Raw genomic sequence first — 14459 nt, forward strand, 5'->3', positions numbered from 1 at the left:
TGCTCACTGGTTTTCGTCGGCAGTGTCGATCATTGCCGCCACCTCAGCTTCGGCCACTTTTACACCATCAACTTCGGCGATGCATTCATATTTGGAAATATTTGCACGCTGCTTGGTCTTCTTGACATGCAGAAGAAGACGATCCCCCGGTATGACCGGACGACGAAATTTTGCATTGTCGATAGTCATGAAATAGACGACACCGGGACGGCCCGTACGGCGCTGAAGCAGCGAAATAGCACCCGCAGTCTGCGCCATGGCCTCAATGATCAATACACCCGGCATAATTGGTTTTTCCGGGAAATGGCCTGCAAAATGCGGCTCATTAATGCTCACATTCTTCACACCCGTCGCTGAGCGGTCGCCATCGATATCGACAATGCGATCAATCAGCAAGAACGGATAGCGATGCGGGAGCACAGCCAGAAGGTCTTGAATGTCTGCGGCTTCCAGCTTGGTCTGATCTGTATCACTCATCAGAGGATTGCTCCTTTCTCGATTGCCCGATGCTGCGAATATTAGCGATATCGCGGAACCACTGTTTGATCGGGCGAGCAGGAAGCCCACCCCAGCGTTCGCCATCGGGTATGTCATTCATAACGCCGCTCGCAGCCGCGATCTGTACGCGCGAGCCTATAATCAGATGATCGGCAAGGCCGACACGTCCGCCGAGCATGGTCTGGTCGCCGATAACACAACTGCCGGAAACACCGCAATGCGCCGCAATAAGACAAAAGCGGCCAATACGCACATTATGTGCAATCTGCACCAGATTATCGACCTTGGAGCCTTCGCCTATGATGGTGTCACCAAGCGAACCACGATCAACTGTCGTGTTGGCACCGATTTCCACATGATCCTGAATGATGACGCGGCCAATTTGCGGGACTTTCTCAAGTCCTGCCGGACCCGGCACATAACCAAAACCGTCCTGCCCTACCCGAACCCCCGGATGAAGCTGCACATTGTTGCCGATAAAGGCACACTGAACAGAGACGCCCGGTGCAATATAGCTGTCACGCCCGATCTGACAGTTTTCGCCAATCACCGCTGTTGCGGCAATCAGCGTACCAGAACCAACACGCACGCCTTTGCCAATGACGGCACCTGCTTCGATCGTCGCTCCGTCTTCAATCTCAGCTGAGGGATGGATAATCGCTTGCGCAGATATGCCGATCTCACCCAGCCAAGTCACGGGCTTTGCAGAGGTCGGAAACAACATGCGGCCCACGGCTGCGAAATCGCGATGCGGGCTGCGGGTAATCAGAGCTGCTATATGGGAAGGAACGCTTGGTGCGACCGATTCCGTACAAAGAACGCCAGCGGCTTGAATACCTGCCAGCCCTTCTGCGTTCTTCTTACCTTCCACGAAGATAAGCGCACCCTCCCCGGCATCCTTCATGGAAGCCAGGCGTGTAACAGAACGCGGTGCAAGCTTCGGGTCACGAAGACTTGCACCGGTGAAATCAGCCACATCGCCTACAGTGAGAACACGAGAAGGCGCAAAAAATATGGGATCTGCCATCAAAACACTTTCTTCCCCGGAACATGGACGACACCCCGGGGAAAGGCAAATCGGTTAGAACTTGGTCGAGACACCGAAGTTGAAGTTCTGAACCTTATCGGTATCAGCCTTCGCAACCGGGAATGCATAGTCAAACCGCAACGGACCAAATGGCGACGCCCACATCAAGCTGACACCGACCGAAGCGCGAAGCTTCTTGTCGTCGCCAAGAACAGGAACACCGTTACCATTGATATCGGTACCTAGAGTAGACTCATTTCCGTACAGCATAGCAGCATCAGCGAACAGAGCCCCACGAATACCAAGGCTTTCAGGTACAGCCGGAATCGGGAACTGCACTTCTGCCGTTCCGTTGACATAGGTCGTACCACCTACCCAGTAACGCTTACCGTCGCCTGAATCCTGGTAAGGACCGATACCATTGAACTTGAACCCGCGAATAATGTCCGAATTATTCTTGAACATATCAAAGATGCGCGCGCCTTCGTCGTCATATTCGTAAATATAGCCGGCACCAACACCCAGCATACCAACGATATCCGCTTCCTGCGCAAGGGTCTTATAATAGTTCGCCTTGAACGTCGTCTTTATGTACTTTGCATCACCACCAAGACCAGCAAATTCCTGATTGAACTTGGCGTAAATACCGTCATGCGGGTCTTTCATGTCATCAATGGAATTATATGTCAGCGAATAGCTGATCGACGAGCGCAGCCAAGGACTATGCTCCCCCGCTTCAACCAGAGCGGGCGCATAATAACCCACACCATCCTCAGTCAGATCATATTTTTCCTGAACGAGATTATAGGCAATACCCGCAGAGAAATTATCGGTGATTGGCAGACCAAATCTGATCGTACCACCCGTCTGCTCAACATCATAACGACCGCCGCTATCCACGCGATAGGAACGACGGAACACATCGAAACCAGCCGACATGCGATAGCCGAGGAAATACGGCTCGGTAAAGGACAGACCGTAGTTACGCATTTTATCCTGACCGGCACCAGCGCTGATACGGATAAACTGGCCACGTCCCAGGAAGTTACGCTCGGTAATAGCGCCTTCAACGGAAGCACCCGGGGTTTCACCACCCGTCGAGTAGCCACCGCCGATGGAGAATTCACCTGTCGACTTTTCGACCACATCCACAACCAGAACGACCTGATCGGGTTCAGAGCCCGGCGCCGTAGAGATGTTTACGGTCTGGAAGAAATCCAGCGCTTCAAGACGACGCTTGGCGCGCTGCACCATGATCTGATTGAAGGCATCACCTTCGTTCATGTCGAATTCGCGGCGAATCACATAATCGCGGGTCTTGTCATTGCCACGGATTTCGATCCGCTGAACATAGGCACGCGGGCCCTGATCAACACTATAAACCACCGAAATCGTGTGGTTTTCAAAATCACGATCACCGCGCGGCTCTACCTTCGCAAAAGCGTAGCCGCTGCCTGCGACATTCTCGGTGACGGCCAGAACGGAATCTTCGACTTCCTTGGCGCTGTAATTCTTACCCGAACGCGTTTTGACAACACGGCTCAACGCTTCAGTATCAACGCCTTCAACTGTGCTTTCGACGCTGACATCGCCAAATGTGTAGCGCTGACCTTCATCGACACTGATGGTAATCGTATATTTATTCGTCGCCGGATCAAGAACCGCATTCGACGAGACAACACGGAAATCCGCATAACCACGATTGTAATAGAAGCGGCGCAGCGCCTCTTCATCAGCCTGAAGGCGACCCTCATCGTAAACATCGTTACGCGTCAGCCATGACAGCGGATTAGAACGCTTCGTCGAAATAACATCACGCAGACGACGGCCGCTATAGGCCTGATTACCGACAAACTCGATACTATCGATCTTGGTACGCGTACCTTCAGTGATTTCATAAACGACATTCACGCGCCCCTGCCCTAGATCGACAGTACGCGCATTGACGATCGCATCACTGCGCCCGATATGCGAATAGGCTGCCTTGATCGCATCCTTGTCGGATTCCATCATCGAGGCATCGAAAGGCGCGCGCGGCTTCAACTGAACAGCGCGCTCCAGATCAGGGTCCTTGACCTTCTTATTGCCCTGGAACAGGACATTATTGACAACGGACCGCTCACTGACAGTCACAATAAGCGTACTGCCGGACTGATTGATACGCACATCTGAGAAGAGACCCATCGCAAAAAGGCTCTTCACCGCTGAGTCAATATCAGCACTGGAAAAGGCCTTGCCGGGCCGGATTGCGATATTGTCACGGATAGTCTGGGCATCGACGCGCGCATTGCCACGCACATCAATCCGACTCACCACGGCAGCTTGCGCAACATCGACAGACGCCAGAGAAAGCGCAGCAGTACCTGAAGCTACCAGAGCCACCGACATGGCGAGCGCGGAAGCTGCACCAAAGAATTTAGAACTTGCCGTCATAGGCTTTCCGAACCTTCGTTTCTTTCTGTCCCCGGGGCAATCAACCCAGAAATGCACATATAGATACAACCGTATTAGCCGGTTTTTCCATACAAGCAAGCGTCACGGTTAAATTCTGTTTACTTCAGCAACAAGCGTGGCATCCATGCCACGCGAATTATGCGTTATGGTAAACAAACCGTTTCACTTTTCCAGTTCTTACTCCCAAATTTCACTTCTGTTTAACACTCGCCCCTTGAACAGGGACAAGGTGCCGACTCATTGCAGCCAGTCAGCCTGAAAACCCGGCCCGGCTCACTCTCAAGTTCGTTGCCTTCAACAGTTGGTCATTTGTCTAGCAGGCAAAGACGTCGTTGAAAAGCACGAACCCCATAAATCCAATGACAAACAAAAACCCGACGCGATAAAAAATATCTTGCGCTGCGACCGAAACGGGACTGCCCTTTATTGCTTCCACGGCATAAAAGACCAGATGTCCCCCATCCAATGGCGGCAGCGGAAACAGATTGAGCAAGCCAATGCCGATTGAAAGCATGGCCGTCAACTGGATCAACCAGTCAAAGCCCTGTTTCGCGGCCTGACTTGCCATATTGGCGATTTTCACTGGACCACCCAGCTGGCATTTGTCCTCGCGACCAAAGGCAAAGCGTTTGAAAAACTCGCCGGTGCGCACAATGATGTGTCCGGTTTCGCGCACCGCCTGCCCGACGGATTCCAGCGGGCCATATTCAATGCGGCGGAAATTACCCACCGCCTGCGTGGTTTCCACGCCGATGGCACCGAACTTGATCTTGTTACCCAGCGGGTCTTCCATTTCGCGTACCAACGGCGTGGCCTCGAGGTCAACCATCTTGCCATCGCGCTCGACCGTAAAATGCAACTTATCTCCGGCACGACCGGAAACGATGCGTTGCACATCGGCAAAGGTAGTAATTTTTTGCCCTTCCACGACAACAAAGCGGTCGCCCGGCGTAAATCCGGCTTCAGCCGCCGGACCGCCCGGCTGCACAGCCGCGATCAGCGGATCGGCAACCTGCCGCCCATAAAGCGCGAAGAACACGCTGAAAATAGCAATGGTCAGGATAATGTTGAAAGCGGGGCCTGCAAAAACCGTGGCAGCACGCCGCCAGACCGACCGGGTATGGAACGCCCGGTTGTGATCTTCCTCGCTCAAGCGACTGTTATCAACGCCAACCGGAGAACTTGTTTGGCTTTCATCGCCAATGAATTTCACATAGCCGCCCAAAGGAATGGCTGAGAGCTTCCAGCGCGTTCCATGCCGGTCGGTAAAGCCTATAAGCTCCGGTCCAAAGCCGACTGAAAAAGCCTGAGCGCCAATGCCGCACCATCGCGCAACGAGGTAATGCCCCATTTCATGCACGAACACGACGACCAGCAACACAAAAAGAAACGGAATAAGGGTGCCAACGAGCAGACTGTCGCTGCCGAATAAAAAGGCCAGAGCCTCCTGCAAAATACTAACTCCCTACTGGCTCAGAAACTGAAAAAGATTGCAGACGGCACATCCGGCTCAGCCACCAGTGCCCCGAAAATATAAAGCAGTGCAGCTGCCGCAACAAGCCCGTCAACGCGATCCAGAACACCGCCATGTCCGGGCAAGAGCTTGCCCGAATCTTTGGCCCCAAACCGTCGCTTGACCCATGATTCGGCAAGATCGCCGATCTGCGAGACAACAGACAGCACCAAAGCCAGCACCGGCACCATCAATCCGCCCGGCGTCGCTACCAATGATGCCACGAGAATACCGCCAGCTATTGCCGCAGCCGTCCCACCTATTGCGCCTGACCACGTCTTGTTGGGCGAAAACCGTGGCGCAAGTTTTGGCCCGCCCAAAGCCCGTCCGTTGAAATAGGCCCCGATATCGGTAGCCCAGACGACTGCGAACAGAAAGATGATCGCCGTAAAGCCAAACGGTTCGTCACCACGCAGAAGCGACAGCGAAACCGCTGAAAACCCTGCGTAGAAAAGCCCTGCCGCGGGCCATGCCCGGCCAGCCTTCCATTGCGTGGCAAGCAGGATCACGCTTCCCAGCACAAGCGCTCCGATTGTCAGTAGCGCACCATTGTCTAGAATGAGCAGCACACTGACGCCAATCAGCCATACCCACCCGAACAACCGTGAAAACAGCGTCTGACGCGAAGCCGTCAGGCCAAGCCACTCATAAAACATCGCAAGACCGATCGCGATGGAAAAAAGCGTAAAGCCCAATCCCCCGACCCAGGTCAGCCATAAAGCGGCTATCCCCAGTACGATCGCCGTGATGATACGGATTTGCAGATTAGACATTGCGACCTTTCGACCTGACGCGCGTCATGACGTGTGGGACCGTGGAACAGAGCGGCAAGGAAATGAAACAGCGTAAGAACCTGCGCACATTATTGTCCTATCGCCCGACTGCTTTCGTCACAATCTTCGAGACTGGTACACACCTCTACACCGCCAAAGCGACGCTCGCGCTGGCGGAACACCTCGTAAGCGGCTTCGAGATCACCCGCACGAAAATCGGGCCAATGCCCGGGCAGGAACAGGAATTCCGCATAAGCCGCCTGCCAGAGCAGGAAATTGGAGAGACGCATTTCACCACTGGTGCGAATGATGAGGTCTGGATCGGGAATACCTGCGGTATCGAGATTGGCCGAGATCAGATCAGCGGAAATGGAAGACGGATCAAGACGGCCTGAAGCAACATCACATGCAAGGCTTTTCACTGCGCGCGCGATTTCATCACGCGAACCGTAATTAAAGGCGATCACCAGATTGAGGCCGGTGTTCTGGCGGGTAAGCACTTCTGCTTCGGCAAGGAGGCTGCGGATATCATCCGCCAGCCCTTCACGCTCACCGATAATACTCACCTTTACATTGTTGCGATGCAGTTCAGCCAGATCCCGACGAATGAACAGCTTGAGCAAGCCCAGGAGATCGCTGACCTCGCCACTGGGGCGCGACCAGTTTTCGGAGGAAAATGCAAAAAGCGTGAGATAGCTCAAGCCTCGCTCGCCCGCCGCCTTAACCGTCTCACGCAAAGCCTCGACGCCGGCGCGATGGCCTGCGCTGCGCGGAAGTCCACGCGCTTTCGCCCAACGGCCGTTGCCATCCATGATGATGGCGATATGGCGCGGATCCGACATCAAGCGGCTCTCCTTATGGAAACCATGCAGGCTTAAACCTGCATGATCTCTCCTTCCTTCACCGCAACGATCTTGTCCATTTCCGCGATGGTATCGTCGGTGAGCTTCTGGACCTTTTCCGACTGGATCCGGCTTTCATCCTGACTGATCTCGCTATCTTTCTCCAGCTTTTTCAGCGTGTCCATACCGTCGCGGCGCACATGGCGGGCAGCAATGCGGCCCTGCTCGGCATATTGATGGGCGATCTTGACCAGCTCCTTGCGGCGCTGTTCATTGAGTTCAGGTAACGGAATACGCAGCGTCATACCGTCGGTAATCGGGTTCAGACCCAGACCGGAATCGCGGATCGCACGCTCGACAGCACCAACCATGGTCTTGTCCCACACCGAAACCGACAGCATGCGTGATTCCGGCACGGTAATATTGGCGACCTGATTGATCGGCATCGTCGAACCATAGGCTTCGATAGTGATGGGTTCGAGCAGGCTTGCGGAAGCACGTCCGGTGCGAAGCCCACCAAGATCGTGTTTTAGCGCACTGACCGCACCTTCCATGCGTCGCTTGAGGTCGTTGATGTCAAAAACATCGCTCATGCATCTTCTCCTTGATTGCGTAACAGGGGTGTTTTCATGCCCACACGTTCGTTGTCTTGATCACCTGTCCGAAACGATCGTGCAGCGCCCCTTGCCTTGCAGAATGCCGGCCAAGCCGCCGTTGTCATGAATTGAATAGACTATTATCGGAATGTTGTTCTCACGCGCAAGGGCAACCGCCGCAGTATCCATCACCGCAAGCCCTCGCTCCAGCACCTCGACATGCGTCAATCGGTCAAAACGCGTCGCAGTGGGGTCCTTCTTGGGATCGGCAGAATAGATACCGTCCACCTGGGTGCCTTTCAGAAGCGCATCCGCGCCGATCTCGGCTGCGCGCAACGCTGCTGCCGTATCGGTCGTAAAGAACGGATTGCCCGTACCGCCCGCAAAAATCACCACTTTGCCTTCATCCATATAGGCCGTTGCCTTGCGTTGCGAGAAACTCTCGCAGATTTCAGGCATTGCTATGGCAGAAAGCACGACAGCATCGACGCCAATCTTGTTGAGAGAAGTGCGCAGAGCCAGCGAATTAATAACGGTCGCAAGCATTCCCATATGGTCGCCCGTTACCCGATCGCCGCCTTTGGAAGCGACCGCTACCCCCCGAAAAATATTGCCGCCGCCGATTACAACGCCCACCTCGACGCCAAGCGCGCGGGCCTGTTTGATATCACCAGCAATACGGTCGGCAACCGACACATCAATGCCAAAACCCTGACTACCCATTAACGCTTCACCGGAGGCTTTCAAAAGGACGCGCTTATAGGCGGGCTTGCCGGACATGAAAGTTTCTCCAACGCTAGATTAAAACAGGATGCTGGGTTCCGATACACGAAGGGCATCGCGTTGTCACGCGATGCCCTTCGTAATCAAAAGCCTTTTCAGGCAAATATGATTTTAGAACGCGTTAGCTCTTGACAGCAGCAGCCACTTCAGCAGCGAAATCGCTTTCTTCTTTTTCGATGCCTTCGCCCAGAGCGACACGGGCAAAAGCCGTAATCTTTGCCGGAGCTCCGATAGACTTTTCAGCATCTTTGAGCGCTGCTGCAACCGTCAGGTCCGGGTTGATGACGAAAGACTGCGACAGAAGAACGACTTCCTCGTAGAACTTGCGCATACGGCCTTCAATCATCTTTTCGATGATGTTGTCCGGCTTGCCGGATTCGCGAGCCTGCTCGATGAAGATCGACTTTTCACGTTCGGCAGCTGCCGGGTCGACATCTTCAGCGGTCAGAGCCAGAGGATTGATTGCTGCTACGTGCATGGCAACCTGACGGCCGAATGCACGGGCGGCTTCCGCATCACCTGCGGTTTCGATGGCAACCAGAACGCCGAGCTTGCCAAGACCGTCGGCAACGCCGTTGTGAACGTAAGTGGCAACAGCGCCCTGCGAGACTTCAAGGGCTGCCGCGCGACGGAAGCTGATGTTTTCGCCAATGGTTGCAACAGCGTCTTTTGCAGCCTGGGTCACAGACTTGCCATCGACATTGGCGTCAGCAACGGCTTCGCTCGAGCCATCGGTGGTCAGCGCTGCATCAGCAATCTTGCGAACCAGTTCCTGGAAAGCTTCGTTACGGGCAACGAAGTCGGTTTCGGAGTTGACTTCGACGACAACAGCCTTGTTGCCGGAAGTTGCAACGCCAACCAGACCTTCGGCAGCCGTGCGGCCAGCCTTCTTGTCGGCCTTGGCCATGCCCTTGGCACGCAGCCAGTCGACAGCGGCTTCAATGTCGCCATTGGTTTCGGCAAGAGCTGCCTTGCAGTCCATCATGCCAGCGCCGGTAAGTTCGCGGAGTTCTTTAACCTGAGATGCGGTAATGCTCATTGTGTCGCCTTTCACGAAAGCGAAGGCACACCAAAGGGTGTGCCAACTTTGAACCGGCGCCTGTTCAACAAAACAGCAAGGTCACTCCAAAATGCGTATTTCAGAATCACACTCTCGCACCGGGATGAAACAAGATTATCCACCCGCCCTATCAACGATATGACGGATGGATGAAATCATACAGCTTTAAGCGCCTTCAGCAGGTGCTTCGAGAGCAGGCTCCACCGGGGTTTCGGCCTGTGCGCCGATGTCGATACCCATAGCGCCCTGCTGGCGCGCGATACCGTCAATGGCGGCGCGTGCAATCAGGTCGCAATAAAGTGCGATAGCGCGTGCAGCGTCATCATTGCCCGGGATCGGATAGTCGATCTGGTCTGGGTCGCAGTTCGAATCGATTACAGCAACAACCGGAATGCCAAGACGCTTGGCTTCCTGGATAGCAATAGCTTCCTTGTTGGTGTCGATGATAAAGATAAGATCAGGAACCGAACCCATGTCCTTGATACCGCCGAGCGCGCGATTAAGCTTTTCACGCTCGCGTTCCAGAGTCAGGCGTTCCTTCTTCGAATAACCCTGCGCATCGCTGGAGAGGATTTCATCGAGCTTACGCAGACGCTGAATCGAATTGGAGATCGTCTTCCAGTTGGTCATCATGCCGCCGAGCCAGCGGGCATTGACGAAATACTGGGCCGAACGAGTGGCTGCATCGGCGATGATATCCGAAGCCTGACGCTTGGTGCCGACGAACAGAACACGACCGCCGCGAGCAACGGTGTCAGAGACAACCTTCAGCGCGTTGTGCAGCAGCGGAACGCTCTGCGACAGGTCCATGATGTGAATGTTGTTGCGAGCGCCATAAATAAAAGGCGCCATCTTCGGGTTCCAGCGGTGGGTCTGGTGGCCGAAGTGAACACCAGCTTCCAGAAGCTGGCGCATGCTGAATTCAGGCAATGCCATCTTAATTTCCTTTTCCGGTTTAACCTCCACGGGCTGAGGCGATTGCTCGCCACCGGAGGCGCTTGCCGGATTTCTCCCGACAAAAGCCCAATCCCGTGTGTGGAATAGGCGCGCTGTTAACCCATCGCGCCATCAATTGCAAGTCGTACAGCTTACTTGCAGGGCACGTTCTGTTGAGATTTATCGAAAACATCAAGCTTTACCAGCTTTCCATTCACGGAAAAGTCTCCGTAGTCCATATTCAGGGTGCGGGTAATGCCGTTACGGTAGAGTTTGAAATTGATGCGATAGATCGGCAAGCCATCCTGCTGTTCCTTGTCATCATAATAAGCAATCGTCACCGGCCACACAGGATCCTTGGAAAGCTTGCCCATGGCACGGCTTTCGTCATCGGATGCATCGTACGCTTTTCCAACGACTACCGTGGTTGCAACCACGCGGTCAGCATCCTCGGATGCATCATAAAGCGTTGTCTCGTAGAATTTCTCGCCCGCCTCCGCCTTGCCGATCAGTTCCTCCATATGCTTGGTGGGGAACTGCGTGCCGCGCAGATCGATCTTGTTTTCTTTGGGCTTGGTAATGTCGACAATGGTCTTGCCGCCATCAAGCTTCGCATCGCCGCGCACTTCCTTGATCAGTTCCTTGTCGACAAATGTCTTGTTGACGAAGCGGAAGTCTTTGCCGTCGCCACCTTCAAAGGTCGTGGTCTGTTGATCCGTCACGCGCTGTGGCTGTTCTTCCATGTCGATGCGCGTCACAAAACGAAAATTCGTTGTATAGCCTTCGCAAGCCGAGCCGTTGAATTCATAGACCATACGACCGGTCAGCCCGGTTATGCCCGATTTTTCGTCTGCGCGATCAAGCGTCAGGTCATAAACGGCGCGATGCGGCACCAGTGAGACGGTTGACGCCGCAAGTGCGACGCCCGAAAGTCCGCCCCAGACACAGGCTGCTGCTGCAATTCCGAAAGCTGGCCTGAAAAAACGCATATATGAGTCTCCCGATGAATTGAGGCGCATGATAAAAAAACTCGTGGCGGAAGCGAGGCAAAAATCGCACCTTTCTCAAAAGCTCCACCGATTCTGTCTATAGTTGGACGATGACGGCCCTTTATAAGCCCCTTTATAAGCAAGGATTAATGCAATGACCGAAACGATTGAAAGCCGCCTGAATAATCTGGGCATATCCCTGCCGGAAGCAGCAGCCCCTGCTGCCAACTATGTACCCTTCGCGCAATCCGACAAGCTTTTGCTGACCTCAGGCCAATTGCCGCTCGAAAACGGCAAGCTCATTCATACCGGACAGATCGGCGACGCACTCACCGTCTCGCATGGGCAGGCTGCCGCACGCGCCTGCGCGATCAATGTGCTCGCACAGGCAAAGGCCGCATTGGGCGACCTCGCCCGCATCAAGCGCATCGTCAAAATCACCGTTTTTGTTGCCTCCACACCGGGTTTTGTCGAACAACATCTGGTGGCCAATGGTGCATCCGATCTTTTCGTCGAAGTTCTGGGCGATGCTGGCAAGCATGCACGTTCCGCTGTCGGCGTGGCGAGCCTGCCGTTCAACGCACCGGTCGAAGTGGAAGCGATCATCGAGGTTGCCTGATATGGCCGCAATTGACTGGCTCAAAAAACGCCCGATTGCCCATCGCGGGCTGCACGACGGCAACAAAATTTGCTGGGAAAACACGCTTTCAGCTTTTGATGCGGCAATTGCTCAGGATTTCGCCATCGAATGCGATGTGCATCTGACGAAAGACAGGCAAGTGGTCGTCTTTCACGATCACGACCTCCAGCGTCTCACGGGGCGCGAAGGCCGTATGAGTAATCTGAAGCTGGCAGAAGCCACAACCCTTTCAATTGGCGGCACCGCAGATAAGGTGCCGACTTTGCGTCAAATGCTCGATCTGGTAGCTGGCCGCGTTCCTATCGTTATAGAACTCAAAGGGATCGAAGGTCGCGACGACGGGCTGGTTGTAGCGGTCGCCAACGCGCTTGCGACCTATAAGGGCGAAGTCGCCATCATGTCGTTCGATCATCACCTGATCCGGCGTTTTACCAGCGATGCGCCGGGCATCGCTGGTGGCCTTACGGCAGAAGGCACCAGTGACAAGGATATGGAAGCGCATTTTTCCATGCTCGCGCATGGCATTTCATTCGTATCCTATAATGTGCATCATCTGCCGAACCGCTTTGTCGGTTTTGTGCAGCAAAAACTGCAAATGCCGGTAATCAGCTGGACGGTGCGCGATAAAGAGATGCAAAGGCACAGCGATCTCAATGTGGATCAGATCACCTTCGAGGGTTTTGATCCGCGCAGCAAGACGGCCTGACGAGAGGACAATCGGTGAGCGACGAAAATCGGGAAGAGGAACAGGGTTTCATTCTCCGCGTCGTCGAAAGCATCGGCGACTTTTCGGAAAGCCAATGGAGCGAGCTTGCCGGGACATCCCGGCAGGATAGCGCCTACAATCCCTTTATCACGCACGCCTTCCTGTCCGCATTGGAAGAATCCGGCTCTGTGTCGCGCCAGTCAGGTTGGCTGCCGCAACATCTGCGCCTTGAAGACAAGCACGGTAATCTGGTAGGCGCTGTTCCCAATTATCTCAAAAGTCACAGTCAGGGCGAATATGTTTTCGACCATGGGTGGGCCGATGCTTTCGAGCGCGCAGGCGGACGTTATTACCCTAAATTTCAGGCCGCAATACCGTTCACACCGGCCACTGGTCCACGCCTCTTGAACCATATCGACTTTGATCCGCAGGCCGTACGGCTGGCACTCGCCAGCGGCCTCAGGCAATTGACCGATCAGAGCCATATTTCATCCGCCCATGTGACTTTTGCTTTACCAGATGAAATTCCAGCTTTTGAGAAAGTGGGATTTTTACACAGAACAGATCAACAGTTTCACTTTATAAACAATGGCTTTTCATCATATGATGACTTTTTGAACGAACTTGTCTCGCGCAAACGCAAGGCGCTTAGAAAAGAGCGCCGCGAAGCGCTTTCGGACGGCATAGAAATCGACTGGCTAACCGGCAAGAGCCTGACTGAAGCCGCATGGGATGACTTCTTCACCTTCTACATGGAAACAGGCAGCCGCAAATGGGGTCGCCCCTACCTTAACCGAAAATTCTATTCGCTGATCAGCGAAAGCATGGCCGAAAATATTCTGCTGGTCATGGCGCGGCGCGAAGGCCGCTATATTGCCGGTGCCATTAATTTCATCGGCGGCGATAGGCTTTTCGGGCGCCATTGGGGCTGTATCGAAGACCACCCATTCCTGCATTTCGAGGTCTGCTATCATCAGGCGATCGAATTTGCGATTGATCGGGGGTTGAAGGTCGTGGAAGCCGGTGCGCAAGGCGAGCACAAACTGGCGCGTGGTTATGTGCCGGTTACCACCCATTCAGCCCATTACATCGCGCATGAAGGGTTTCGCAAGGCGGTGCGCGACTATCTCGAGCATGAGCGCCGCGAGGTCGAGCAGATACAGGACGCGTTGGAAGAACACATACCTTTCAGACATCAATAAACTGGAGAAATCACATGTCCGCCACCTATGACGACAACAATATTTTTGCAAAAATCCTGCGCGGCGAGATTCCCTCGACACATGTTTACGAGAACGACCACGTCATCGCCTTCATGGATGTGATGCCGCAGGGCAAAGGACACACGCTCGTCGTACCCAAAGCGCCATCGCGTAACCTGCTCGATGCGGAACCGGAGGTATTGGCCGAAACTATTCAGGCCGTGCAGAAGATCGCGCAGGCCGTGAAGAAGGCTTTTAGTGCAGATGGCGTCACCATCATGCAGTTCAATGAAGCACCCGCCGGCCAGAGCGTTTTTCATCTACATTTCCATGTCATTCCTCGTTTTGAAGGTGTGGCGCTACAGCCCCATAGCGGACAGATGGAAGACGCTGCTATTCTTGAATCAAATGCGCAGAAGATTCGCGCAGAACTTTGATAT

15 protein-coding genes are annotated in these 14459 nt (G+C 54.2%); 4 read left to right on the forward strand and 11 right to left on the reverse strand.

Annotated elements, in window-relative coordinates; genetic code table 11:
• Positions 1 to 3: 3 nt before the first annotated feature.
• The 11 genes from fabZ to eipB all read right to left on the reverse strand — a co-directional run bounded on the left by fabZ (position 4) and on the right by eipB (position 11471).
• The gene (gene fabZ / locus AAIB41_RS04875; RefSeq protein ID WP_343314495.1) at positions 4 to 477 is read right to left on the reverse strand and encodes a 3-hydroxyacyl-ACP dehydratase FabZ; all 474 of its coding nucleotides are present in this window, start codon (positions 475 to 477) and stop codon (positions 4 to 6) included.
• Entirely contained in the window at positions 470 to 1525 is a 1056-nt protein-coding gene (lpxD, locus tag AAIB41_RS04880) for a UDP-3-O-(3-hydroxymyristoyl)glucosamine N-acyltransferase (RefSeq protein ID WP_343314496.1), read from the reverse strand. Before lpxD ends, fabZ begins: the two co-directional genes overlap by 8 nt.
• Positions 1526 to 1579: 54 nt before the next feature.
• Complete coding sequence (gene bamA / locus AAIB41_RS04885; protein WP_343314497.1) at positions 1580 to 3958, reverse strand: outer membrane protein assembly factor BamA; 2379 nt, start codon at positions 3956 to 3958, stop codon at positions 1580 to 1582.
• A gap of 334 nt (positions 3959 to 4292) precedes the next feature.
• On the reverse strand, positions 4293 to 5432 hold the full coding sequence (gene rseP, locus AAIB41_RS04890) for an RIP metalloprotease RseP (RefSeq protein ID WP_343314498.1): 1140 nt from the start codon (positions 5430 to 5432) through the stop codon (positions 4293 to 4295).
• A 20-nt stretch (positions 5433 to 5452) separates the two neighbouring features.
• Positions 5453 to 6265, reverse strand: a complete 813-nt coding sequence (locus tag AAIB41_RS04895) for a phosphatidate cytidylyltransferase (RefSeq protein WP_343314499.1) — start codon at positions 6263 to 6265, stop codon at positions 5453 to 5455.
• Positions 6266 to 6354: 89 nt separating this feature from the next.
• Positions 6355 to 7110, reverse strand: a complete 756-nt coding sequence (locus AAIB41_RS04900) for an isoprenyl transferase (protein WP_343314500.1) — start codon at positions 7108 to 7110, stop codon at positions 6355 to 6357.
• 29 nt (positions 7111 to 7139) lie between these two features.
• On the reverse strand, positions 7140 to 7700 hold the full coding sequence (frr, locus tag AAIB41_RS04905) for a ribosome recycling factor (RefSeq protein ID WP_343314501.1): 561 nt from the start codon (positions 7698 to 7700) through the stop codon (positions 7140 to 7142).
• Between the two features lie 60 nt (positions 7701 to 7760).
• Positions 7761 to 8483 carry a UMP kinase gene (pyrH, locus tag AAIB41_RS04910; protein WP_343314502.1) on the reverse strand — a complete coding sequence of 241 codons (723 nt, stop codon included), beginning with the start codon at positions 8481 to 8483 and terminating at the stop codon, positions 7761 to 7763.
• 124 nt (positions 8484 to 8607) lie between these two features.
• Complete coding sequence (gene tsf, locus AAIB41_RS04915) at positions 8608 to 9525, reverse strand: translation elongation factor Ts (RefSeq protein ID WP_343314503.1); 918 nt, start codon at positions 9523 to 9525, stop codon at positions 8608 to 8610.
• Between the two features lie 186 nt (positions 9526 to 9711).
• Positions 9712 to 10482 (reverse strand): 30S ribosomal protein S2, encoded by a 771-nt coding sequence (gene rpsB, locus AAIB41_RS04920; protein WP_343314504.1) that lies wholly within the window; start codon positions 10480 to 10482, stop codon positions 9712 to 9714.
• A 152-nt stretch (positions 10483 to 10634) separates the two neighbouring features.
• Positions 10635 to 11471: a cell envelope integrity protein EipB gene (gene eipB / locus AAIB41_RS04925; protein WP_343314505.1), complete on the reverse strand. Its 837-nt coding sequence runs from the start codon at positions 11469 to 11471 to the stop codon at positions 10635 to 10637.
• A gap of 154 nt (positions 11472 to 11625) precedes the next feature.
• Between eipB and AAIB41_RS04930 the strand changes: the two genes are divergently transcribed.
• From AAIB41_RS04930 to AAIB41_RS04945, 4 genes are read left to right on the forward strand one after another with little or no spacing between them, the layout of a single operon-like run.
• Positions 11626 to 12090, forward strand: coding sequence for a RidA family protein (locus tag AAIB41_RS04930; protein ID WP_343314506.1), 465 nt, complete (start codon positions 11626 to 11628; stop codon positions 12088 to 12090).
• Between the two features lies 1 nt (position 12091).
• Positions 12092 to 12817, forward strand: coding sequence for a glycerophosphodiester phosphodiesterase (locus AAIB41_RS04935; protein WP_343314507.1), 726 nt, complete (start codon positions 12092 to 12094; stop codon positions 12815 to 12817).
• Between the two features lie 14 nt (positions 12818 to 12831).
• Entirely contained in the window at positions 12832 to 14019 is a 1188-nt protein-coding gene (locus AAIB41_RS04940; protein ID WP_343314508.1) for a GNAT family N-acetyltransferase, read from the forward strand.
• Between the two features lie 14 nt (positions 14020 to 14033).
• Entirely contained in the window at positions 14034 to 14456 is a 423-nt protein-coding gene (locus AAIB41_RS04945) for an HIT family protein (protein ID WP_343314509.1), read from the forward strand.
• Positions 14457 to 14459: the final 3 nt, after the last annotated feature.

Origin of the sequence: Brucella sp. BE17, from assembly GCF_039545455.1 — a bacterium.
Lineage (GTDB): Bacteria > Pseudomonadota > Alphaproteobacteria > Rhizobiales > Rhizobiaceae > Brucella.

What these genes read in the sequence shown, in the direction of transcription:
- fabZ (WP_343314495.1), bottom strand. Translation starts at nt 477, where the DNA reads ATGAGTGATACAGATCAGACCAAGCTGGAAGCCGCAGACATTCAAGAC.
- lpxD (WP_343314496.1), bottom strand. Translation starts at nt 1,525, where the DNA reads ATGGCAGATCCCATATTTTTTGCGCCTTCTCGTGTTCTCACTGTAGGC.
- bamA (WP_343314497.1), bottom strand. Translation starts at nt 3,958, where the DNA reads ATGACGGCAAGTTCTAAATTCTTTGGTGCAGCTTCCGCGCTCGCCATG.
- AAIB41_RS04895 (WP_343314499.1), bottom strand. Translation starts at nt 6,265, where the DNA reads ATGTCTAATCTGCAAATCCGTATCATCACGGCGATCGTACTGGGGATA.
- frr (WP_343314501.1), bottom strand. Translation starts at nt 7,700, where the DNA reads ATGAGCGATGTTTTTGACATCAACGACCTCAAGCGACGCATGGAAGGT.
- pyrH (WP_343314502.1), bottom strand. Translation starts at nt 8,483, where the DNA reads ATGTCCGGCAAGCCCGCCTATAAGCGCGTCCTTTTGAAAGCCTCCGGT.
- tsf (WP_343314503.1), bottom strand. Translation starts at nt 9,525, where the DNA reads ATGAGCATTACCGCATCTCAGGTTAAAGAACTCCGCGAACTTACCGGC.
- rpsB (WP_343314504.1), bottom strand. Translation starts at nt 10,482, where the DNA reads ATGGCATTGCCTGAATTCAGCATGCGCCAGCTTCTGGAAGCTGGTGTT.
- eipB (WP_343314505.1), bottom strand. Translation starts at nt 11,471, where the DNA reads ATGCGTTTTTTCAGGCCAGCTTTCGGAATTGCAGCAGCAGCCTGTGTC.
- AAIB41_RS04930 (WP_343314506.1), top strand. Translation starts at nt 11,626, where the DNA reads ATGACCGAAACGATTGAAAGCCGCCTGAATAATCTGGGCATATCCCTG.
- AAIB41_RS04935 (WP_343314507.1), top strand. Translation starts at nt 12,092, where the DNA reads ATGGCCGCAATTGACTGGCTCAAAAAACGCCCGATTGCCCATCGCGGG.
- AAIB41_RS04945 (WP_343314509.1), top strand. Translation starts at nt 14,034, where the DNA reads ATGTCCGCCACCTATGACGACAACAATATTTTTGCAAAAATCCTGCGC.